This is a genomic window from Gillisella vitis, assembly GCF_001541345.2.
Taxonomy (GTDB): Bacteria; Pseudomonadota; Alphaproteobacteria; order Rhizobiales; family Rhizobiaceae; genus Allorhizobium; species Allorhizobium vitis.
The window spans coordinates 197,674-219,293 of sequence record NZ_LMVL02000002.1 but is presented as its reverse complement, the minus strand read 5'-3'; the positions used below and the strand labels follow the sequence as shown (position 1 = coordinate 219,293).

At 59.0% G+C, this 21,620-nt stretch carries 18 protein-coding genes; 8 read left to right on the top strand and 10 right to left on the bottom strand.

All coding sequences use genetic code 11. The annotated features are described in order from the left end of the window. Positions 1-82: 82 nt before the first annotated feature. The gene (locus ASB66_RS05860) at positions 83-1,198 is read left to right on the top strand and encodes a lipocalin-like domain-containing protein (protein ID WP_060719299.1); all 1,116 of its coding nucleotides are present in this window, start codon (positions 83-85) and stop codon (positions 1,196-1,198) included. A gap of 39 nt (positions 1,199-1,237) precedes the next feature. On the opposite strand, the gene ASB66_RS05855 is transcribed toward ASB66_RS05860, so the two are convergent. Further along, complete coding sequence (locus ASB66_RS05855; RefSeq protein WP_060719300.1) at positions 1,238-2,122, bottom strand: LysR family transcriptional regulator; 885 nt, start codon at positions 2,120-2,122, stop codon at positions 1,238-1,240. Between the two features lie 109 nt (positions 2,123-2,231). Here ASB66_RS05855 and ASB66_RS05850 point away from each other — a divergent pair, with 109 nt between their 5' ends. The 4 genes from ASB66_RS05850 to ASB66_RS05835 all read left to right on the top strand — a co-directional run bounded on the left by ASB66_RS05850 (position 2,232) and on the right by ASB66_RS05835 (position 9,145). Next, a complete protein-coding gene (locus tag ASB66_RS05850) occupies positions 2,232-3,803 on the top strand; it encodes an NADH-quinone oxidoreductase subunit L (protein ID WP_060719301.1) in 1,572 nt (523 codons plus the stop codon). A 19-nt stretch (positions 3,804-3,822) separates the two neighbouring features. Then, the gene (locus ASB66_RS05845; protein WP_060719302.1) at positions 3,823-6,264 is read left to right on the top strand and encodes a YbcC family protein; all 2,442 of its coding nucleotides are present in this window, start codon (positions 3,823-3,825) and stop codon (positions 6,262-6,264) included. Positions 6,265-6,478: 214 nt separating this feature from the next. Beyond that, positions 6,479-8,041: a putative bifunctional diguanylate cyclase/phosphodiesterase gene (locus ASB66_RS05840; RefSeq protein ID WP_234613394.1), complete on the top strand. Its 1,563-nt coding sequence runs from the start codon at positions 6,479-6,481 to the stop codon at positions 8,039-8,041. Between the two features lie 111 nt (positions 8,042-8,152). After that, a complete protein-coding gene (locus tag ASB66_RS05835; protein ID WP_060719303.1) occupies positions 8,153-9,145 on the top strand; it encodes an adenosine kinase in 993 nt (330 codons plus the stop codon). A 60-nt stretch (positions 9,146-9,205) separates the two neighbouring features. On the opposite strand, the gene ASB66_RS05830 is transcribed toward ASB66_RS05835, so the two are convergent. After that, complete coding sequence (locus tag ASB66_RS05830) at positions 9,206-9,745, bottom strand: SH3 domain-containing protein (RefSeq protein WP_114386307.1); 540 nt, start codon at positions 9,743-9,745, stop codon at positions 9,206-9,208. Positions 9,746-10,032: 287 nt separating this feature from the next. On the opposite strand from ASB66_RS05830, the gene ASB66_RS05825 reads away from it, so the two are divergent. Then, positions 10,033-11,037 carry a 2-hydroxyacid dehydrogenase gene (locus ASB66_RS05825; protein ID WP_012654736.1) on the top strand — a complete coding sequence of 335 codons (1,005 nt, stop codon included), beginning with the start codon at positions 10,033-10,035 and terminating at the stop codon, positions 11,035-11,037. Positions 11,038-11,116: 79 nt separating this feature from the next. Here ASB66_RS05825 and ASB66_RS05820 read toward each other — a convergent pair whose 3' ends face one another. Genes ASB66_RS05820 through recF form a run of 3 tightly spaced genes read right to left on the bottom strand, consistent with a single transcriptional unit; the run spans position 11,117 to position 13,523 of the window. Next, on the bottom strand, positions 11,117-11,593 hold the full coding sequence (locus tag ASB66_RS05820; protein ID WP_081089135.1) for a GNAT family N-acetyltransferase: 477 nt from the start codon (positions 11,591-11,593) through the stop codon (positions 11,117-11,119). Between the two features lie 2 nt (positions 11,594-11,595). Then, complete coding sequence (locus ASB66_RS05815) at positions 11,596-12,363, bottom strand: molybdopterin-synthase adenylyltransferase MoeB (RefSeq protein WP_171431065.1); 768 nt, start codon at positions 12,361-12,363, stop codon at positions 11,596-11,598. Between the two features lie 35 nt (positions 12,364-12,398). After that, a complete protein-coding gene (gene recF, locus ASB66_RS05810; RefSeq protein WP_060719306.1) occupies positions 12,399-13,523 on the bottom strand; it encodes a DNA replication/repair protein RecF in 1,125 nt (374 codons plus the stop codon). 162 nt (positions 13,524-13,685) lie between these two features. Here recF and ASB66_RS05805 point away from each other — a divergent pair, with 162 nt between their 5' ends. After that, entirely contained in the window at positions 13,686-13,910 is a 225-nt protein-coding gene (locus tag ASB66_RS05805) for a SlyX family protein (protein WP_060719307.1), read from the top strand. Between the two features lie 41 nt (positions 13,911-13,951). Here ASB66_RS05805 and dnaJ read toward each other — a convergent pair whose 3' ends face one another. The 4 genes from dnaJ to ASB66_RS05785 form a co-directional block, all read right to left on the bottom strand. Continuing rightward, positions 13,952-15,094 carry a molecular chaperone DnaJ gene (gene dnaJ, locus ASB66_RS05800; RefSeq protein WP_060719308.1) on the bottom strand — a complete coding sequence of 381 codons (1,143 nt, stop codon included), beginning with the start codon at positions 15,092-15,094 and terminating at the stop codon, positions 13,952-13,954. A gap of 4 nt (positions 15,095-15,098) precedes the next feature. Next, positions 15,099-15,560, bottom strand: coding sequence for a hypothetical protein (locus ASB66_RS05795; protein WP_060719309.1), 462 nt, complete (start codon positions 15,558-15,560; stop codon positions 15,099-15,101). Further along, positions 15,560-17,476, bottom strand: a complete 1,917-nt coding sequence (dnaK, locus tag ASB66_RS05790; RefSeq protein WP_060719310.1) for a molecular chaperone DnaK — start codon at positions 17,474-17,476, stop codon at positions 15,560-15,562. Before dnaK ends, ASB66_RS05795 begins: the two co-directional genes overlap by 1 nt. A gap of 320 nt (positions 17,477-17,796) precedes the next feature. Then, the gene (locus ASB66_RS05785; protein WP_060719311.1) at positions 17,797-20,298 is read right to left on the bottom strand and encodes a transglycosylase domain-containing protein; all 2,502 of its coding nucleotides are present in this window, start codon (positions 20,296-20,298) and stop codon (positions 17,797-17,799) included. Between the two features lie 201 nt (positions 20,299-20,499). On the opposite strand from ASB66_RS05785, the gene ASB66_RS05780 reads away from it, so the two are divergent. Next, on the top strand, positions 20,500-20,823 hold the full coding sequence (locus ASB66_RS05780; RefSeq protein WP_060719312.1) for a hypothetical protein: 324 nt from the start codon (positions 20,500-20,502) through the stop codon (positions 20,821-20,823). Positions 20,824-20,951: 128 nt separating this feature from the next. Here ASB66_RS05780 and ASB66_RS05775 read toward each other — a convergent pair whose 3' ends face one another. Continuing rightward, positions 20,952-21,410 (bottom strand): YbaK/EbsC family protein, encoded by a 459-nt coding sequence (locus ASB66_RS05775; protein WP_060719313.1) that lies wholly within the window; start codon positions 21,408-21,410, stop codon positions 20,952-20,954. Positions 21,411-21,620: the final 210 nt, after the last annotated feature.

The window sequence follows — 21,620 nt, the reverse complement described above, 5'->3', positions numbered from 1 at the left end:
TCCACAAGCACAACCAAAGCATCTCCCTTCGCTCCCCAATCATTCGCCAGCCACGCCAAATGCAAAATTGAAAGATAGCAAAATGAGCGATTTGAACACAAATTTTCCCCTTCTGTCGCAAAAGGCCCGCAGACGGGCGGTGCTCGGCGGGGGCTTGGCGCTTGGGGCCCTCAGCCTCACAGCGACCTCTAGCCTGGGTGCGGCCATCGCCACCGGCAAAGCCCGCTCCACATCGGGCACGCCGCTGTTTGTCGATACGGTCAAGGATCTGGCTTCTCATCCCTCGACCGTTCTGGAATCCTGGTATGTCAATGCAGCCTTCGAAAGTCGGGGCAAGATCGTCGGTTTCGAATGGCATCAAGGCGTCACCCCGCAGGGCAGCATGACCGAGTTCCTGCTGATGAATGGATCTGACGGCATCTGGCGTCCGCAAGTCGCTGCAGAAGCAGCATCGGATAAAGTTGGCACGGCGACGACGGAATGCCATGTCTATTCCAGCCTCGGCACGCTGAAGGGGAACCGGTCCCAGTTCCAGCTCAAGCTCGGATCGGGAGAGAACTCCGTCGACGTGGTGCTGACGCCGCAGCGAGAGGAACTCTATAACGGCACAACCGGCCTTCTTCGCTTTCTCGGCTCGGATTCCTATGAATTTGCCTTCCCCAACATGCAGGCAAAGGGATCGATGACCATTGATGGCGACGCGTTTCCAGTCGATGCGAAATCGGTGTGGTTTGATCGGCAATGGGCCAAGTCGGAAGCCGCCGATCCACAGGAGCAGGCGAAAAAGGCTGAGCAGATCAATCAGTCTCACTGGACATGGCTGGGACTGACGTTCGGTGCCTCAGACAAATGCGCGATTTCATTCTGGGATGTCATGGAACCCAACCAGCGTTCGACCTTCCTGACCTATTTGCGCGAGGATGGGGTGCAGATGAATGTCGATGCGCACGTGGACTACGATCGCATCTGGACAAGCAGCGATACCGGGCAGCGTTATCCTGCCGTTGCGCATATAACCGCGCCAGCAATCAATCTCGACATTGTGCTGACAGCTATGCTCGAGCGACCGGAATTTGTCTATCAGCCAGGACAAGGCCATAGCGGATGCCAGTCACTCTGCCTGGTGAAGGGTAAAATCGGCGCGAGCACCGTCAGCAAGCCGGCTATTCTGGAACTTATTGGCGGTATCGACCTTTGACACAGGCCCCAAGGCAGCGATAGCCGGTGCAGACCGCGATCATAATACCCTGCCGCTGGCCAGCAGTTCGGCCAGCATTGTATTGGGAAAGCGCCGTTTCTGGATGATTGCATAAAAGCTTTCGATGACTTCTGGAATGCGGCAGTGTTCGATGAGCACTCCCGCCTCCAGTTCGTCGCGCACGACGATCGGCGGCACCAGCGTGAGCCCTTCGCGCTCGCGTGCCAAAAGGCGCAGCATCGCCATATCGTCCACCTCGGCGAGAATGATGGGCCGTATACCGGCCATTTCGAGAATCCGGTCGAAGGCCACCCGGATATCGCTGTCGAGGCTGGGCAGTAGCAATGGCTCGGTGCGCAGATCGTCGGGGAATGTGAAACTCTGCCCAGCAGGCCGGGGGCGGCCAACCAGGCTGACCGGCTGCTCGTTCAGCAGATGATTGCGTAGCATTGAGCGTGCATCACGCGGGGCGGCGCTGTTTGCCAGCACCACATCGACGGCATGGGCTTCGAGTTGTGCCAGGAGATCGCGCATATTGCCGGACCGCACGATCAGTTCCACGTCGGAGCGACCGACCAGCGGGCGCAGGAATTCCAGCTGAAAGTTGCGCGACAGTGTCGTCAGCGCGCCAACCCGCAGCACTTGACGGCTGGAGGTCGGGCGGCCACTGAGCGTGCTCATCAATTCGTCACCGGCCTTGAACACCGTATCGGCATAATCGAGCGCGATCTGCCCGGCCTCTGTCAGCACGAGCTTCTTGCCAACGCGCTCAAACAGCGCATGCCCCATCTGATGTTCGAGCTTCTGGATCTGCACAGACAAAGCTGACTGCGACAGATTCATATGCTGTGCGGCCCGCGTCAGGCTGCCCTCATGCGCCACAGCCCAGAAATAGCGGAGATGATTGAAATTCAGGTCTCTCATATCGTTCTTTTAAAACGAACGATATCGACAAAACAATGAATTTTTCTTGGGCTCAGGGCTTGGATAAGAGTGGTCCCCGAAGCGATCCTGCCTGAAGGGAATACCACCCGTGTCCATTCATTTCCTGCCCTTGCTGGCGCCCCTTGCCCTGCTTGCAAGCGCCGCCATCAGCTTTACCCAAAAACAGCAAAGGCCCAGACATAGCCCTCGGCTTGCGCAAGCAGCCGCGCTGCTGGCACTTGCAATCGCACTTGCCTGCGTCATCGCGCTGATCATGCTTGGCCCCGGCAGCAGTCCGTTGATCGGTTTTGCCACCGCGGGTCTATCGGTTCGGCTGGATGCCGTCAGCGCCACCATGCTGGTTCTGGTGACATTTATCGGCTGGGTGGTCACACGCTATGCCGCCACCTATCTGGACGGCGAGGACCGGCAGGGGCCGTTTACCGGTTGGCTGTGCCTGACCCTCGCCTCGGTGCTATTGCTGGTCACGGCGGGCAATCTGCTGCAACTGGTGCTCGCCTGGATCGCCACCAGCCTGTTTCTCCACAAATTGCTGCTGTTTTATCCGGGCCGGGTGGCGGCCCAGCGCGCCGCACGCAAGAAATTCATCACCGCCCGCCTCGGCGATGCAGCGCTGGCCGCTGCGGCCGCTTTGCTGGCAATCGGCTATGGAACCGCCGATATCGGTGAAATTCTCAATGCGGCCCGCACCGGGCATGAGGCAGGACAAGGCGGAGGCCTCATTGTTGCCGCAGCAAGCCTGCTGGCGCTGGCAGCGGCGCTTAAATCCGCGCAGTTTCCCACCCATGGCTGGCTGACCGAGGTGATGGAAACACCAACCCCCGTCTCAGCGCTTTTGCATGCGGGGGTGATCAACGCCGGTGGCTTTCTGCTGATCCGCTTTGCAGATGTCATGCTGCTTGCCCCCGGCGTGCTGGCAGCGCTGGTCATACTGGGCGGTTTCACGGCCCTGTTCGGCAGCCTGGTGATGCTGACCCAACCTGCGGTCAAAACCTCGCTGGCCTGGTCCACCGTGGCGCAAATGGGCTTCATGATCTTCGAATGCGGCCTGGGGCTGTTTGCGCTGGCCCTGCTGCATATCGTGGCCCATTCGCTCTACAAGGCGCACTCCTTTCTCTCCTCCGGTGGCGCGGTGGAGCGGGTCGCCGCACTGCCCCGGCCCGGCCCGGTGGCCGTACCCGATGCGGGCGCGGTCGGGCGAGCCTTTCTGTCTGCCCTTGCCATCTACTGCGTTGTGGGCTTGTGTTTCGGGCTGACACATAAATCACCACAGGCCATTGCGCTCGGCGCCATTCTGATCTTCGGTGTCGCCTATATGCTCGCACAAGGCTTTGCCGATGCAGCCCCCAAGGCATTGACCCAACGCACGGCGGTCTATGCCATAGCGACCTCGGTCGGCTATTTCGCACTGCAAATGGCTGCCACCCTGATGACATCAGGGGTCCTGCCCGCCACGCCTGCACCGGAACCGCTGGAATGGGCGCTGATCGTGCTGGCCGTCGTCAGCTTCGGCCTGGTGGCCGTCGTGCAGGCCATGTTCCCGCTCTGGGCCTATCATCCGGCAGCGGCAGGCCTGCGCGTCCATCTTTCCAACGGCTTCTACGTCAATGCCATCTTCGACCGCCTGGTCGGTGGTTGGTCGATCCGCAGCCTGTCTTGATGAAATCGGAGTTTTGACCATGTTGCATAGCCCTATTCTGACCAAAGCCGATCCGGTGATCTTCGAGGCGGCGGCGGACCGTGCCGCGCGGGCCATTCCTCCCGTCTGGCCATTGATGTCGAGCGTCGCCGTCAATCCTTTTCTGGGGCAGGCTGGTGAACCCCTTGCGAAGGCGGGCGCCCGGCTGGCGCGCGTGGCAGGCGTCGCCATCACCATGCCGCGCCACTGGTACCAGCAGAAGATCGCCACGGGTGAGATTTCCGATGCGGACCTACTGGCCGCCTGGGCCTGCGCGCCTGCCGATCTGCGGCCAACCGATCTTGCCGCCCTAAAGGCCGCCGCCACTCTCAACCCACCAAGGCCACAGGCACTGGCCTCGGTGGCGGAGCTGGCGGCGCAGGCCTCCGGGGTGGATTGGCCGGGTCTGATAACCGAGCGGCTCGGTGCCTGGATGGCGGGCTATTTCGATGCGGGACAGGCGCTGTGGGCCGCGCCGCGTGGCAAGAGCGCCTATGGTGCCTGGCGGGCCGTGGCAACCCATGACCTGACACCGGAAATCGCCGGTCTGCACGGTTTTGCGCGGCATGTGTCGGAGGCACCGGAAACGGCGATGGCGGTTATCGCCCGTGTCTGCATGCGTCTCGGCCTGCCTGTCGAGGCGCTGGAGACCTATTTTCATCAGATGCTGATGTCACTGGGCGGCTGGGGGCAATATGCACGCTACCAGCTCTGGCAAGCGGAACTGGCCGGTGGCTCCGATCAAACGATAGCAGACCTTCTGGCAATCCGGCTGATCTGGGAAGAGGCGCTGTTTTTGCGCTATGGCGACCAAATCGGCGAAGCCTGGGCGCATGCGCGGGCTGCCCATGCGGCACCGGTCGTGGCGACGCCCGATCTGGTGATCGACGCCATCCTTCAGGATGCCGCCGACCGCGCGGCACAGCGGAAACTGGCTCGGACTTTGGCAAAAACCGCCCCGCAGAAACCCGAAACCCGGCCTCTGGTTCAGGCCGTCTTCTGTATCGATGTGCGCTCCGAAGTGTTTCGCCGCGCGCTTGAGAGCCTCGATCCACAGATCCAGACGCTTGGCTTTGCAGGCTTTTTCGGCCTGGGCACGGCGCATCGCCGGCTTGCCTCCGATGTCGAGGAATTGCGGCTTCCAGTCCTGCTCAATCCTGCACTCAACTCCCGCTCTGGCGGACCCTACAGGGCCGAGGATGCCGAGCCGCAGCGGGTCGAGCCACAACGGGTCAAGGCGCGGGCAAAGCGGGCCTGGGGCCGGTTCAAGCTGGCCGCCGTCTCCTCCTTCGCGTTCGTCGAGGCGACAGGGCCGATCTATGTCGGCAAGCTGCTGAGTGATGCACTCGGCCTCCCCCACGCTCCAGTTCCAAATGATCCTGCCCCGCAACTCGACCCAGCGCTTGATGTAGCGACCCGGATCAAGGCAGCCGGTGCGGTGCTGCGCGCCATGTCGCTGACCACGGGCTTTGCACGGCTGGTGCTTCTGGCAGGACACGGCGCCAATACCGTCAACAATCCCCATGCCAGCGGCCTGCATTGCGGTGCCTGCGGTGGCTATTCCGGCGAGGTCAATGCCCGCCTGCTGGCGGCTTTGCTGAATGACCCTGAGGTCCGGGCCGGACTAACCGAGATCGGCATCGAGATCCCGCAGGATACACTGTTCCTGGCGGCCCTGCATGACACGACCACCGACCGGGTGACGCTCTATGCCGATGACAACCCCTGCCAAACCCATGAGGCCGATATCGCACAGGCCAGAACCTGGCTGGCCGATGCAGGCAGGCTTGCAAGGGGCGAACGCGCCCTTCGCCTGCCGCGCGCCACAGATGAGGCATCCATCTCCAAACGCAGCAGAGACTGGGCCGAGACCCGGCCCGAATGGGCACTGGCTGGCTGCAAGGCGTTTATCGCCGCTCCCAGATCACGCACCGCCACTAAAAACCTAGAAGGACGAGCCTTCCTGCATGATTATGACTGGAAACAGGACAAAAGCTTTGGCACGCTGGAGCTGATCCTGACCGCGCCGGTCATCGTTGCGAGCTGGATCAGCCTGCAATATTACGGCTCGACCGTGGCACCCGAGGCTTTCGGCGGTGGCAACAAGCTCCTGCACAATGTCACCGGCGGTATCGGCGTGGTGGAAGGCAATGGCGGGCTTTTGCGGGCCGGTCTTCCCTGGCAATCGGTCCATGACGGACAGGATTATGTACATGAACCGCTGCGCTTGTCGGTCTGCCTTGAGGCGCCCGTCGAGGCAATCACCGAGGTGCTGGGCCGCCATGAGGGGGTGCGCGCCCTGTTCGACAATGGCTGGCTGCATCTCTTTACCATCAATGAAGAAGGCCGCATGGCATGGCGATACGATGGCGATCTGCAATGGGTGCAGATGGATGACACAGAGGAAGTCGAACAGAGGCCAAAGTTCAAGGTTGCCGTTTAATCGAGGCTGGCGGCTAAAACAGGAATTCAATGAGCGCGTTCTGGGGTGGGCATGCCATCGGTGATGATCCCAATCTGGCATCATAACTATGCCCATCACATCCGCGTATTTCATATTTAAGGAATATTTTTAACGCCTATTTCACAGTGAATGTGCTTTCGTCAGGACTGGCAAACCGTGTTGACCCGCGGCCGGGGAGATCGACAGCGTGAAGATGGCATCCATATTTCGAAACAAGCCTATAAAAGACGCTGCTGTATTGCTGAGTGTCGGGGCTATGATATGGGCGATTGCCATTCGTTTCAACTTCCATGAACATCTCGACGCCTTCCTGCATCGCAACGAAGCCTGGCAGCTCGACGAGCTTTTCAATGTTATCAGCATTACCGGTCTGCTTAGTCTGATCTTCGCGGCCAGGCGCATCGGCGAGCTGAAGGCCGAGATCCGCTTGAGAAACACCGCCGAAGACAATATGGACTGGCTGGCCCATCATGACCCCCTGACCGGGCTGCCCAATCGTCGGGCCTTGTCCGACCGGCAGGCGGAGATGGAAGCCTTACAGGATGGACGCCACTGGGTGATCTATTCCATAGATCTCGACGGGTTCAAGAAGGTCAACGACCTTGTGGGCCATCAGGGCGGCGACCTGCTTTTGCGGGAAGTGGCACAGCGCTTAACGCATGCCTTGCCGAATGCCGATGTCTACCGGATGGGCGGCGATGAATTCCTGCTGGTCAGCCCTCGATCGGCGAATATGGATTATCGCCATGCCGGCCAGCATATCGTCAGGCTTCTGTGCACCCCTTACGATGTGGGCGGCATGACCAGCGAAATCGGCGCCAGTGTCGGTTTTGCGCTGTTTCCGGAAGACAGCGACGACTTCAAGGATGCCACGCACTGCGCCGATGTGGCGATGTATGTCGCCAAGAAAGCCGGGCAGAACAGCGTCTATGGCTTCGAGCGGATCATGGAAGACCGGGTCATGCGGCGGGCTGAAACCGAAATGGCGCTGAAGCGTGCGATCCGCGACAATCTGATCGTTCCCTATTACCAGCCATTGATCGACCTCAAGTCCGGTGAATTGCGTGGATTCGAGGCTTTGGCACGATGGAAGACCGGCCCTAACCATTATGTTCCCCCCAGTGATTTCATCGAATTGGCGGAAACCGCCGGGCTGATCGTCGAGCTGTCGGATAGCCTGTTTCGCCAGGCTTGTGTTGACGCGCTGCAATGGCCCGACACGGTGCGGCTGGCCTTCAACATCTCGCCGACGCAATTCATTGACCGCCAGTTGAGCCTGCGGATCATGTCGATCCTGATGGAAACGGGATTTCCGCCCAGCAGGCTGGAGATCGAGATCACCGAGACGGCTCTGGTGCATGACATAGAACTGGCAACCCAGATTCTAGCCGACCTCAGGCAGAGCGGCATCCGCATTGCCTTGGACGATTTTGGCACCGGCTATTCCAGCCTGTCGCAATTGTCGAAATTCACCTTCGACAAGATCAAGATCGACCGGAGTTTCGTCATGAGCTATGACGTCGACAAGAAGCAGGAAGACATCATGCGCGCCATTCTGGGTCTTGGTCAGGGCCTTGGCATTGCCACCACTGCCGAGGGCATCGAGGACGAAAATCAGCTGGCCTTCCTAAAAAGCATCGGCTGCGATTTCGGTCAGGGCTTCTTGTTCAGCAAGGCGTTACCGGCAGAACAAGCCCTATCGCTAACGACAAAGGATGCCTCAATAAAGCCAGATGCAGCAAGAGTAGCGCGATAGAAACCAAGCCCGATAGCTGACGGATCCGTTGAGGGCGGCAATTTTGTCTTTCCTGGACGTCAAAATTCGCTAAGAGCTTATCGTAATATCAATGGACGGATTCAGCCTCCCATGACGCAATTTGACGTGCTCACCATCGGTAACGCTATCGTTGACATCATCTCCCGCTGTGAGGATCAATTCCTGGAAGAAAACGGCATCGTCAAAGGCGCCATGAACCTGATTGATGCGGAACGCGCCACACGGCTTTACAGCCTGATGGGACCAGCCATCGAAGCCTCCGGCGGCAGTGCGGGCAATACGGCGGCAGGTATTGCCAATTTCGGCGGCAAGGCTGCTTATTTCGGCAAGGTCGCCGAAGACCAGCTCGGGACGATTTTCGCCCATGACATTCGCGCCCAGGGCGTTCATTACCAGACCACGGCCAAGGGCCAGCATCCGCCAACCGCTCGCTGCATGATTTTCGTAACCGAGGACGGCGAGCGATCGATGAACACCTATCTCGGCGCCTGCGTGGAGTTCGGTCCTGAAGATGTCGAGCCGGAGGTGGTGAAACAGGCCAAGGTCACCTATTTCGAAGGCTATCTCTGGGACCCGCCACGCGCCAAGCAGGCGATCGTCGATTGCGCCCGAATTGCCCATGAGCATGGACGGGAAATGTCGATGACCCTGTCCGACAGCTTCTGTGTGCATCGCTACCGCGCCGAATTCCTCGACCTGATGCGCTCAGGCACCGTCGACATCGTGTTTGCCAATCGGCAGGAAGCACTCGCCCTCTATGAAACAGAGGATTTCGACGCAGCGCTGGACCAGATCGCCAAGGATTGCAAACTGGCTGCCGTGACCATGAGCGAAGACGGAGCGATGATCATCCGCGGCAGCGAGCGCATTCATGTGCCTGCCACTACCATCGCCGAACTGGTCGACACGACCGGTGCTGGCGATCTGTTCGCTTCCGGTTTTCTTTACGGCTATACGCAAGGGCGGTCTCTGGAAGAGTGTGGCAAGCTCGGTTGCCTGGCAGCCGGTCTGGTCATCCAGCAGATGGGACCGAGACCGCTGGCCTCGCTGCAAGAGGCAGCCGCCGAAGCAGCGCTTATTTAAAAGGCCCGATTATGGGAAGCCTTCCGTTATCTGGAGGCTTCCCTTATTTGAAGGCTTGTCTTACTTGAAGGCCTCTCCGGGATAGGCGCCCCAGACTTCCCCCTGAGCGACCCAGCCCTTGGTGCCGTCCACCTCGGCGCGGCACCAATTGCCGTTACATTCCAACAGCTTCATTAGCACGCCGGGTTGAAGCTTGGCGACCACGCCCGCACCGGCCTGCCCATCGCGGCGCATATTAACATAGATATCGTCGCCCTTGCCCTTCATCCACGGTGCCGCAAGCGCGCTGCGTTCACCGGACAGCAATGTCTGGTTCACCCAGCCCTCAGTGCCATCAGCGTCGCGAATGCGCCGCCAATTGTCATATTCCTGAATAATTTCAACCGGCAAACCTGCACGCGTATACATCCAGGACGTCGCATAATCCGTGCTAGGACCGATACGCAGATTGACCCGCGCCGATTTCAACGTCACGAAACGCGGCAGAGGCAGGCCGCTCATGCCCTTGGCTGGACCTTGCGCGACGGCGGCGCCTGCCCATATGAGACAGAGAGCGGCGATGAAAGGAATGAGACAGGAGCGTTTGAACCCGTTGGGCATGGCATTTCCGTTGATCGATCGATAAAACGAAACCCGAAGCCCCCGCCAGCGGTTCCGTCGCCTGTATGTGATCCTTGACGGCGAAGATGTAATTGTCTTCCCGAATAGGTTTGATAGAAATGAACCGGACTGCGCAATATTTCTTTCGACCATATGGCTCGAAAATAATAGTGCGGAGCTGGCGAAACCTCTTGAAACATCCGTCCCGCGCCAGCGACGCGCGACGACTGGCCGGAATCATCGCCTGTGTTGGTTAAGGACCTGTTTACAAAGCATCGAAAGTCTTCATGACCCAGCGGAAAAAGACCAAGGTTTACATCACGCGCAAACTGCCGGACGCAGTGGAAACCCGCATGCGGGAATTGTTCGAGGCAGAGTTGAACATTGACGACACGCCGCGCAGCCGGGACGCCCTGATGGATGCGGTAAAAACCTGTGATGTCCTGGTGCCGACCGTGACCGACCGAATCGATGCCGGATTGATTGAGGCGGCTGGCCCGCAACTGAAACTGATTGCCAGCTTTTCCAACGGCACCGACCATATCGATGTCGATGCTGCTGCCCGCAAGGGCATTACCGTGACCAATACGCCAAATGTGTTGAGCGAAGATACCGCCGACATGACCATGGCGCTGATTCTCGCCGGCCCACGCCGCCTGGCGGAAGGCTCGCGTATCTTGACTGACCAGCCCGGCGAATGGGCTGGATGGTCGCCGACCTGGATGCTGGGACGGCGGATCTGGGGCAAGCGAATCGGCATTGTCGGCATGGGTCGGATCGGCACCGCAGTCGCCCGGCGCGCCAAGGCTTTCGGCCTCGCCATCCACTATCACAACCGCAAACGGGTCAGCCCGCAGACAGAAGATGAGCTGGAGGCAACCTATTGGGACAGTCTCGACCAGATGCTGGCGCGGGTCGATATCGTCTCGGTCAATTGTCCATCCACACCGGCCACCTATCATCTGCTGTCGGCACGGCGCTTGGCGCTGATGCAGCCGACCAGCTATATCGTCAATACCGCCCGGGGCGGCATTATCGATGAAAGCGCCCTCATTCAATGCATCCGTGACGGCAAGATCGCGGGCGCAGGCCTTGATGTGTTCGAGAATGAACCGGCCGTCAACCCGAAACTGTTGAAGCTGGCGGAGGACGGCAAGGTCGTGTTGCTGCCGCATATGGGATCAGCAACCATCGAAGGCCGGATCGATATGGGGGACAAGGTAATCATCAATATCCGCACCTATTTCGATGGCCACAGGCCACCGAACCGGGTTTTGCCGGGGCGCGACTGATCACAGGTGCTTTCATAAAAGGCTTGAGATAGTCGAAACCGAAATACGAACAGCCATTTTCCATGGCTTTTCGCATCAATCAGGCGAGTGGCTTTTCCATCAGCACGAACGTTGCCCGGTCATAACCGGGATGGCTTTTTTCCCCGACAACATGGAAACCCCATTTTTCGAAGCGCTTGTGATTGTTATCAAGCTCGATACGGGTTTCCAATTGCAGATGCCTGACACCACAGGCATGAGCCACACCTTCTGCCGCTTTCAGCATGGCGCGGCCAATCCCTTGCCCCTGAAGGCCAGGAAGAACGGCGACCTTGCCGACATAGAGCCGATCCGCCTCACTCTGGCGGCAAAACAGACAGCCGACCAGCTTGCCATCGATCAGGGCGGCATAACCGATTTCCTCATGCGCCTTGGCTTTCAGGGCTTCGGGCGTCAGCTTCAACGCCGAAGACGGCGGATCGATCAGCGGATGCATATAGTCGAAGGCTTCCAGCACCAGGGCCAGAAGATCATCCCAATTTTCAAAATGCTCGTCGATCTGAATGATCTCGACCATGGTCAGCCTTTCCTGTTCCTGTCACGACGCCGGTAGCGCACCGTATCGAACCGGGCGGACAGGGCATCATACATTAGCAGACGCCCTACTAACGGTTCGCCAATGCCGGTAATAAGTTTGATCGCTTCCATCGCCATCAAAGTGCCGATCACCCCGGTCAGCGCACCGATAATGCCGGTCTCGGCGCAGGTGGGAATGAGACCGGCAGGCGGCTTTTCCGGAAAAAGATCGCGGTAACCAGGATAGAGCATTCCATCCGGCCCGGCCTCATAGGGTTTCAACACTGTCAGCGAGCCTTCAAAACGCCCCACAGCACCCGTCACCAATGGGCGGCAATGCCGTTGTCCGGCATCGGCAGCGGCATAGCGGCTGTCGAAATTATCCGAACCGTCGATCAACAGATCGAAACCAGGCAGATGGGTTGCGGCAAAATCCGCATCGAAACGCTGCTCAAACCGGGTCACGCGCACATGCGGGTTGAGCCTGGCAATGGCCTTTGCCGCGCTTTCCGTCTTCAGATCGTTCAGCGTGCCGCTGTCATGAATCACCTGCCGTTGCAGATTGGAGAGCGAGACGTGGTCGTCATCGGCAATCCCCAGCGTGCCGATACCGGCTGCGGCCAGATATTGCAGCACGGGCGCGCCAAGCCCGCCTGCGCCGATGACCAGCACGCGGGCGGCTTTCAGCTTCTGCTGGCCTGCCCCGCCGATTTCCGGCAGGAGGATGTGGCGTTGATAACGCTGGATTTCTTCGGGTGAAAGCGGCTCCATGGCCTGTTGTCGCATGTCTTTGGCTTTCCGAATAGTCACAATGACAGATGACCATCATCCACGGTGACGAATTGCGCCCGATCCCCCAGACTTGCAAACATCTGCGCATCGGTGCCGGTCATGAAGGCCTGGCCGCCGAGCACGTCGATCCGGTCGAACAGGGCAGCCCGGCGCCCCTCGTCGAGATGGGCGGCAATTTCATCCAAAAGCAGAATCGGCGCAAAGCCGGTCATGGTCGCCACCAGTTCGGCATGGGCAAGGATCAGGCCGATCAGCAGAGCCTTCTGCTCGCCGGTCGAACAGCGCTCGGCTTCCATGTCTTTTTCCCGGTGCCGCACAAGAAGATCGCTGCGATGCGGCCCCTCCAGCGTGCGGCCTGCCGCTGCATCCCTGCCCCTGGAGCCCGCCAGACTGTCGCGATAGGTGTCTTCGAGATCGATAGCCGCCGTGCCTTGATGGTCATCCATGAAGCCCGACAGCATCAGTTCTGCTCCCGGAAAAGTTTCAGGCTCGCGTCGCTGCTCGATAAGGGTGGCCAGCAACCGCATCATTTCCTGACGGGCGAGCGCCATGGCAATGCCAAGTGCTGCCATCTGCTGCTCGATCCCCGCCAGCCAGCTGGCATCGAAACGGCCTTCGGAGAGCAGCTTGTTGCGGCTGCGCATGGCGCGCTCAAAATCGCTGGCGCGGCGGCCATGTTGTGGGTCGATCGACAGGACCAGCCGATCCAGAAACCGGCGCCGCTCGGACGAGGAGCCGGTAAAGAGACCGTCCATGGCTGGCGTCAGCCACAGGACGCGCAGATGATCGGTCAAGTCGTCGACGGAGCGCACCGAGGCCCCATTGATGCGCAGACGCCGCACCGCCGTCTCCTCCTGAACCTCCGAGCCGGTGCCAAGTTCAACGTCCCCAGCCATGCCCTCCAGGCCGGCAAAAATCGAAAATCCACCTGCCGCACCGGCCCGCGCCACATCCGATAGCACCGCCCGGCGCAATCCGCGTCCCGGCGACAGAAAGGAAACCGCTTCCATCAAATTGGTCTTGCCGGAACCGTTATTGCCGGTCAGCACCACATGGCGACCATCGAGCCGCAAAGAAGCAGCGCCGTAATTGCGGAAATCTGTCAGCTGCAGCCGGTTGATGAAGGTTTTTTCAGCCATGCATTCCCATATCAAACCGTCTCGCGGGACAAAGCTGTAGCGTCATATGTAAGACACGAAAGAAGCTGTATCATTTTATTTTCTGCATCAAGCCCAAAGCAATTCCGTTTCAGGCAATTATGCAGTAGCTCGTCCTGACGAAGACAATGGCAGGAGTACAGCATGGCTAGCGCGAAAGACACCGACGCAGAAGACCGCCTGATCCGGCTTGAAGAAACGGTTGCCTATCAGGCCAAGACCATCGAAGAGCTTTCGGATCAGTTGACCGAGCAGTGGAAGGTGGTGGAGCAGACCCGCGCCAAGCTTGATCGACTGACGGAACGCTTTCTCAGTCTCGAAGAACAGGCAGCGGACAGCGTGCCGATCACCAAGCCTCCACATTATTGACCTTGGAAAAGGCCGATGCAAAGCGCACCGGCCTTTTTTCATCAACCCTCGAAGAACTCTTTCATCCGGGCGAAGAATCCAGTCGATTCCGGATTGTTCTCCTTGGATGAGATCTGATCGAATTCCTGCAGCAGCTCGCGTTGACGCTTGGTGAGCTTCTGCGGAGTCTCGATCTGGATCTGGATATAGAGATCACCCATCTGCGCCGAGCGCAGCACCGGCATGCCCTTGCCCTTCAAACGGAACTGCTTGCCGGGTTGCGTACCTTCCGGCACGGTGACACGAGACTTGGTTCCATCCAGCGTGGTCACATCGAAGGTGCCACCGAGGGCCGCTGTTGTCATCGAGATCGGCACTGAGCAGTAAAGATCGGCACCTTCGCGCTGGAAGAACTGGTGCGGCTTGACCGACAGGAAAATATAGAGATCGCCTGACGGCCCGCCTCGTAGGCCCGCTTCGCCCTCGCCTTGAAGACGAATGCGTGTCCCATCTTCGATACCGGACGGAATGGACACCGATAGCTGACGCTCTTCCGTAACACGGCCCTGGCCATGGCACTTGCCGCAGGGATCGCTGATCGTCTGGCCCCGGCCCTGGCAGGTCGGGCAGGTCCGCTCGATAGAAAAGAAGCCCTGGGCAGCCCGCACCCGGCCGGACCCCTGGCAGGTGGCGCAGGTGGTCGGCTTGGTTCCGGGCTTGGCACCCGAACCGGAACAGACTTCGCAGGTAATCGAGGTCGGAACCCGAATCTGCGCCGTCTTGCCAGTAAAGGCTTCCTCCAGCGAAATTTCCATATTGTAGCGCAGGTCGGCACCACGTTCGCGCCCGCTGGTGGAGCGTCCACGCGCATTGCCGCCACGCCCGCCGCCCATCATCTCGCCAAAGATGTCCTCGAAAATATCCGAGAAGCCGCCGCCGGCAAAACCGCCACCGCCGCCAGCGCTACCCATGCCACCCTGCTCAAAGGCAGCGTGGCCGAAACGGTCATAGGCAGCCCGTTTTTGCGGGTCCTTAAGCGTTTCATAGGCCTCATTGATTTCCTTGAACTTCCGCTCGGATTCGGCATCGCCCGGATTTTTGTCCGGGTGAAACTTCATCGCCAGCTTGCGGAAAGCGCTTTTCAGCTCTTTTTCATCTGCGGTTTTGGAGACACCGAGGGTCTCGTAGAAATCTGCTTTTGCCATCGTCCTACAAAGCTCTCAAAGCTTTTTCCACACCCGCGTGGTTGCTTGTCTTCTGTCCCACCTGCGCATCGCAGGCAGACATGTCCCTGTTAAAATCTGCCGCCGCCTGGCGGGCATCATCCATCAGCATTTTTCGCGCAGCGCCCTTTTGCGTGACCGCCTCCGACAGCGACATGCCAGCAAAGCCCAACGAATGAGCCGCCAGATCGCAGGAAGACACCTGTCCACCGGACTTCTTGCGCTTCAAGGCATCCTCGATCAGCGGACCGAGACCACCAACGGTTCGCCGCAAAAGCGCCGTATCCCGCTTGGCAATCGCCTGGAGGATAGACGCTTCGGCAGCACTGACTTTCTGGTGAACATCGGCACCCGCTGCCGCATGCGCGGCGAGGCACCCTGCCAAAGCAAACGCGGCTGGCCCAAAGGCCAGCCATCTCACAAAGGTATGACGCCGCGAAGTCCGCATCAAGCAGACTTCTTCGTGTTGTCGTCCTTCACTTCTTCATAGTCGGCATCGACGATGCCGTCATCATGGTGACCACTTGGCCCACCTTCAGCACCGCCTTCGGCCTGCTGGGACTCGTAAATCGCCTGACCAAGCTTCATGGACACTTCCATCAAGGTCTGGGTCTTGGCCTGGATGTCCTCGGCGTTCGGCTCCGAGGTTTCAACCGAAGACTTCAGGGCCGCAATGGCATCTTCAATCGCCTTGCGGTCGTCAGCGGAAACCTTGTCACCATAATCCTTCACCGACTTTTCGGTGGAATGGATCAAGCTTTCAGCCTGGTTCTTGGCTTCAACCACAGCGCGACGGTTCTTGTCGGCTTCGGCGTTGGCTTCAGCGTCCTTGACCATCTTTTCGATGTCAGCATCCGACAGACCACCAGAGGCCTGAATGCGGATCTGCTGTTCCTTGCCGGTGCCCTTGTCCTTGGCCGAGACCTGCACAATACCGTTGGCGTCGATATCGAAGGTCACTTCGATCTGCGGAACGCCGCGCGGTGCCGGTGGCAGACCAACCAGGTCGAACTGGCCAAGCAGCTTGTTGTCCTGGGCCATTTCGCGCTCGCCCTGCGATACGCGGATGGTGACAGCCTGCTGGTTATCGTCAGCGGTCGAGAACACCTGGCTCTTCTTGGTCGGGATCGTCGTGTTACGGTCGATCAGACGGGTGAAGACACCGCCAAGGGTTTCAATGCCGAGCGACAGCGGGGTGACGTCGAGCAGCAGAACGTCCTTGACGTCGCCCTGCAGAACGCCAGCCTGAATGGCAGCACCCATGGCAACCACTTCGTCCGGGTTCACACCCTTGTGTGGTTCTTTGCCGAACAGCTGCTTTACAACTTCCTGCACCTTCGGCATGCGGCTCATGCCGCCCACCAGAACAACTTCATCAATGTCAGCGGCGCTGACGCCAGCGTCCTTGAGGGCTGCCTTGCACGGTGCAACAGTGCGCTGAACCAGATCATCCACCAGGTTTTCAAACTTGGCGCGGGTCAGCTTCATGGTCAAATGCTTCGGACCAGAAGCGTCAGCCGTGATGAATGGCAGGTTGATTTCAGTCTGCTGCGACGAGGACAGTTCGATCTTGGCCTTTTCAGCGGCTTCCTTCAGGCGCTGGAGAGCGAGCTTGTCGTTCTTCAGCTCAATGCCCTGTTCCTTCTTGAACTCGGCAGCCAAATACTCGACCAGACGCATGTCGAAGTCTTCACCACCGAGGAAGGTGTCACCGTTGGTGGACTTCACTTCGAACACGCCATCGCCGATTTCCAGAACGGAAATATCGAACGTACCACCGCCCAAGTCGTAGACGGCAATGGTCTTGCCTTCGGTCTTGTCGAGGCCATAGGCCAAAGCAGCAGCGGTTGGCTCGTTGATGATGCGCAGAACTTCGAGACCCGCGATGCGGCCTGCATCCTTGGTGGCCTGACGCTGGGCGTCATTGAAGTAAGCGGGAACGGTGATAACGGCCTTTTCGACCTTTTCGCCGAGGTAAGCTTCTGCCGTTTCCTTCATCTTCTGCAAGATCATCGCAGAGATCTGGGCTGGCGAGTAGCCCTTGCCCTGGGCTTCGACCCAGGCATCACCATTGTCGCCCTTGATGATCGGGAAAGGCACCAGGCCCTTGTCCTTTTCAACGGTCGGATCTTCGTAGCGGCGGCCAATCAGGCGCTTGACAGCGAAGAGCGTGTTGGTGGGGTTTGTCACCGCCTGGCGCTTGGCCGGCTGGCCGACAAGGCGCTCACCATCGTCAGAAAAAGCCACCATGGACGGCGTGGTACGCGCGCCCTCTGAATTTTCAATGACCTTCGCATCCTTGCCGTCCATGACAGAAACGCAGGAATTGGTCGTTCCAAGGTCGATACCGATTACTTTTGCCATTTTATTCTCTCCTTGAAGCAGGCTGTCCGAACCCCGACAGGCATTCCAGTGACAGCCCCTCGACGTGGATTGTGGTCTACGGGATTGCGCAGCGACGCTGCCTTATGCGGGCTATATAAGAACCGAAATTTACGACTGCAAGGCACCAAATTCACGCCGACCACCAAGTTTACGCATTTCCCGCAAAACAAGGTATTGCGGATGGTACCAAGGTGAACAAGCCATACAACCGGGACCAAATCCCATCAGATGTCGCAGGCATTGCTTGCCTGGAGCCTGCGGCACGATCAAGGCGTCATAGCACATATAAAATCCAGCCGTTACCGTCCCATAATTACATCCAGCAATGTGGTCTTTCCATCGCCATGGCTTTGCGCGCGGGGCTGTTGTCCTTCACCGACATCGGCTGGAGGCGCATAGCCGCCATCGGCACCATAAGGATTGCTGTCCGGGTCTTCACCCGGATAGCCATCCTCAGGCATCGGATCGTTGCGGCGCAAAGCCCCCGGCGGCACCCGGCCTTCCAGAACGGCACCATCGCGTGGATTGACCGGCGGACGCGGCTGTAATGGGGCCTGGCCCGGGATTTGTCCCGTATTCTGGTTTGGTATCTGGCGCGCCTGAGGTGGATAGGCCTGGTTGGCATCGCCAGGCTGAGTCCCGGAAGCATTGCCGGACAGCGGACCCGGTGTATTGGCAGGCGCTGGTGGCGCTGGCGGATAGCTGTTTTCCTGATCGGCAGTGTTAGGCGTGGACGGCGTGCCGGACAGGACCTGCTGGATCATCGTCGTTAGCGACGGGCTTTCCTCGGTCTGTGGCGTAGGATCGCCAAACAATGGCACCGGTGTCAAACCTTTATGGGCAACCGTCATGAAATCCCTCCAGGTCTTAGCAGGAAGACCGCCGCCGGTCACCTTCTTCATCGGCGCCCCGTCGTCATTGCCGAACCAGACGCCGGTGGTGAGATTGCTGGTAAACCCAACAAACAGCGCATCGCGGAACGACTGCGTCGTTCCGGTCTTGCCAGCCGCCTGCCAGTTCTTGAGCTTGGCCGCCTTGCCGGTACCCTCGGTCATGACTGATTCCATCATTCGGGTCATCTGCCCGACAACCTGCTGATTGAGCACCCGAGGCGGCTCGCCATAATCGGCCGTATAAAGCACCTTGCCATCGGCATCGGCAATCTGGCTGATCACATGCGGGGTTGCCTTATAACCGCCGTTCATGAAGGGCGCATAGGCTGCCGTCAGCTCCAGCAGCGACACTTCCGAGGTGCCGAGCGCAATCGACGCATTGCTTTGCAGGTCCGATTCGACACCGAGCCGGTGCGTAAGCTTGATCACTTGATCGGGGCCAACCTCCATGACCAACTGGGCGGCAATGGTGTTGAGCGAATGGGCGAGCGCGTAGGAAAGCGTCACTGGTCCATTGTATTTCTGCTCGTAGTTTTCAGGGGTCCAATTGCCAATCTTCACCGGACCGTCATTGCGGACAGTGCTGGGCGTATCGCCGATTTCCATGGCAGCGGCATAAACGAAAGGCTTGAAAGCCGAACCCGGCTGCCGTTTGGCGGTTACGGCACGGTTGAACTGGCTGGTCGCATAATCCCGACCGCCGACCAAGGCGCGCACCGCGCCATTGCCATCAATGGCGACAAGAGCCGCTTGCGAGGCATTCGATTTCTTGCCGTCCTTGTCCAGCGTGGCGGCAATTGCGGCCTGCGCCGCATCTTCCAGCGTCGGATCGATGGTCGTGGTGACGACAATGTCCTGCTTGACCTCGCCGATCAGCCCTTTCAACTGGCCCGCCACCATATCGGCCACATATTGGCCCGCGCCATCGGCCTGCCGCTTGGCATGGTCCGGGGATTGTTTCATGGCGCGATCAAAGTCGCTGTCCGTGATGTAGCCCTGTTCGCGCATGGCGCCCAGCACGATCTTGGCCCGATCCTGGGCTGGCTTTGGATCATTGACCGGCGATAGCCGCGACGGCGCCTGAACCAACCCGGCCAAAAGCGCCGCTTCGCCCAGATTAACGTCACGCGCGGAGGTATTGAAATAGCGCCGCGATGCCGCTTCGACACCATAGGCATTGTCGCCAAAATAGACCCGGTTCAGATACATGGCCAGGATCTGATCCTTGGTATATTTTTGCTCCAGCCACAGCGACAGCAGCACTTCCTGCACTTTGCGCTCAAAGGTCTTCTTGGGCGACAGAAACAGGTTTCGGGCCAATTGCTGCGTGATGGTCGATCCGCCCTGGGCCTTATGGCCCAGCAGAATATTGGTGACGAAGGCGCGGCCAACCCCGATGAAGTCAACACCGAAATGGTGGTAAAACCGCTTATCCTCAATCGCCACGATCGCTTCGGGCAGATAGGGCGACATTTCATCGATGGACAAGGCTTCGCCACCGGTGACACCGCGATTGGCGATCAATGCGCCATCGACAGAGACAATCTTGATATTCGGCGCGCGGGCCGGCACGGTCCAGGAACTGGCACTCGGCATCTGGGCGGCAAAATAGATCACCAGACCGACAACACCGATCGTTCCCCATATACCCAGCACCACGCACCAGTAAAACAACCTGCGGATACCACCGAAGAAGCCGCCGGACCGGATTTTCTCACGTTTCGGGCGCAGATCGGCAGCCTCTCTCGACCGTTTGGAACTGGTGGCCGGCATTTTTTTCCCACCCGAAGCCGAGCGTCCGCCGAGCACGCGATCATTGCTGTCGAGCCTGATCTCGTCACCATCCTCATTCTCAGCGTCGCCAAGCCTGGGCTCAATGCGGTTTCGTGACTTTTTCATGCCTGCCATGGCGCGCGGGCCGTTCTCCGGAAGGGTAATTTATGGGCTGCTTCAATCCCTGCTTATAATGTCTTGGGCATGGATGGAAGACGGATGGGATCGGCAATGTCTATCCGTTGATTCCATCCCATTGCGGTCTTTTCGAGAACCGAATGGAACCAAAGCGGCATGGAACCGTTATTTTCCCGAAAACACAACAGGGAGTTACCCATGGCTGATACGACGCGTATGCAAGCTGAAATGCGTGAGCTTCAGGCTCAGATCGCGCAATTGAAGGACAAGTTGGCTGACCAGGGTCATTCTGTGGCCGATCAGGTTCGAGGCACCACATCCCATGCGCTGAGCAGTGCTGCCCGCAGTGCGCAGGACGTGGCGCGCTACGCCAAGGATGAGGCGACATCGGTTGCTGGCATCGTGCGCGAGCATCCAACGGCAACATCGACCGCTCTGCTCGGCATTGCACTGGTGGGTGGGCTCATTGGTTATCTGGTGGCAAGCCAGTCCACGCCAGAACCCCGCCGTCGCTGGTATTAAAGGACGGGTCCGAAACTGTAACACAGTTTCGGGGGATAGGCATTCGTCGTTTTATGGCGAGGAGGAAAGGCGGCGCATCTTGCGCCGCCTTTTTTGTATTCGATTACTGTTATCAGTGATTCTTCATCTTACTGGCACACATCGACCCATTCCGCACCCGTCAGATCGACGATGCGTTGCGGCGCGATCTTCACGGCAGAATTGGTGGCACCGGCGGCTGGGACAACAATGTCAAAGCGCTGCAACGACACATCGCAAAACACCGGAAGCGGCGTCGCCAGTCCGAAAGGACAAACGCCACCCACCGGATGGCCGGTCAGCGCCACGACCTCTTCCGCGCCCAGCATACGGGGCTTGCCCCCGAACCGCTCCTTGAATTTCTTATTGTCCAGCCTGCGCTCGCCTGCGGCAACCACCAGCATGGTGACATCCCCAACCCGCAAACACAGGGTCTTGGCGATCTGATCCGGCTCGACGCCATGCGCCAGGGCAGCCAAAGGCACGGTGGCCGAGCTTTGCTCGGTTTCAATGACGGTGATATCCGGCGCATGGGCCGAAAAGAAATCTCGGACGGATGTAAGGCTCATGTTCTATTTCATAAAAGGACGACCGTCGGGCTGCAAGGGCTCGCAGATCGGGAGGATCAAGAAAATCACCTCCAGCGCTATGCGCCCACTGCTCCATAATTCTTCAATCAATGCCGATTTAAAAATTATGCAGCAGAGCCCTTGAAAAACCGCAATGAGACGCCATTTATGATGAAGACGTGAAGGACGGGGCATTGCTGCCGAGGTCGC

Coding starts and splice junctions, on each gene's coding strand:
- ASB66_RS05860 (WP_060719299.1), top strand. CDS start 83: ATGAGCGATTTGAACACAAATTTTCCCCTTCTGTCGCAAAAGGCCCGC.
- ASB66_RS05855 (WP_060719300.1), bottom strand. CDS start 2,122: ATGAGAGACCTGAATTTCAATCATCTCCGCTATTTCTGGGCTGTGGCG.
- ASB66_RS05845 (WP_060719302.1), top strand. CDS start 3,823: ATGTTGCATAGCCCTATTCTGACCAAAGCCGATCCGGTGATCTTCGAG.
- ASB66_RS05840 (WP_234613394.1), top strand. CDS start 6,479: ATGGCATCCATATTTCGAAACAAGCCTATAAAAGACGCTGCTGTATTG.
- ASB66_RS05835 (WP_060719303.1), top strand. CDS start 8,153: ATGACGCAATTTGACGTGCTCACCATCGGTAACGCTATCGTTGACATC.
- ASB66_RS05830 (WP_114386307.1), bottom strand. CDS start 9,745: ATGCCCAACGGGTTCAAACGCTCCTGTCTCATTCCTTTCATCGCCGCT.
- ASB66_RS05825 (WP_012654736.1), top strand. CDS start 10,033: ATGACCCAGCGGAAAAAGACCAAGGTTTACATCACGCGCAAACTGCCG.
- ASB66_RS05820 (WP_081089135.1), bottom strand. CDS start 11,593: ATGGTCGAGATCATTCAGATCGACGAGCATTTTGAAAATTGGGATGAT.
- ASB66_RS05815 (WP_171431065.1), bottom strand. CDS start 12,363: ATGGAGCCGCTTTCACCCGAAGAAATCCAGCGTTATCAACGCCACATC.
- recF (WP_060719306.1), bottom strand. CDS start 13,523: ATGGCTGAAAAAACCTTCATCAACCGGCTGCAGCTGACAGATTTCCGC.
- ASB66_RS05805 (WP_060719307.1), top strand. CDS start 13,686: ATGGCTAGCGCGAAAGACACCGACGCAGAAGACCGCCTGATCCGGCTT.
- dnaJ (WP_060719308.1), bottom strand. CDS start 15,094: ATGGCAAAAGCAGATTTCTACGAGACCCTCGGTGTCTCCAAAACCGCA.
- ASB66_RS05795 (WP_060719309.1), bottom strand. CDS start 15,560: ATGCGGACTTCGCGGCGTCATACCTTTGTGAGATGGCTGGCCTTTGGG.
- dnaK (WP_060719310.1), bottom strand. CDS start 17,476: ATGGCAAAAGTAATCGGTATCGACCTTGGAACGACCAATTCCTGCGTT.
- ASB66_RS05785 (WP_060719311.1), bottom strand. CDS start 20,298: ATGGCAGGCATGAAAAAGTCACGAAACCGCATTGAGCCCAGGCTTGGC.
- ASB66_RS05780 (WP_060719312.1), top strand. CDS start 20,500: ATGGCTGATACGACGCGTATGCAAGCTGAAATGCGTGAGCTTCAGGCT.
- ASB66_RS05775 (WP_060719313.1), bottom strand. CDS start 21,410: ATGAGCCTTACATCCGTCCGAGATTTCTTTTCGGCCCATGCGCCGGAT.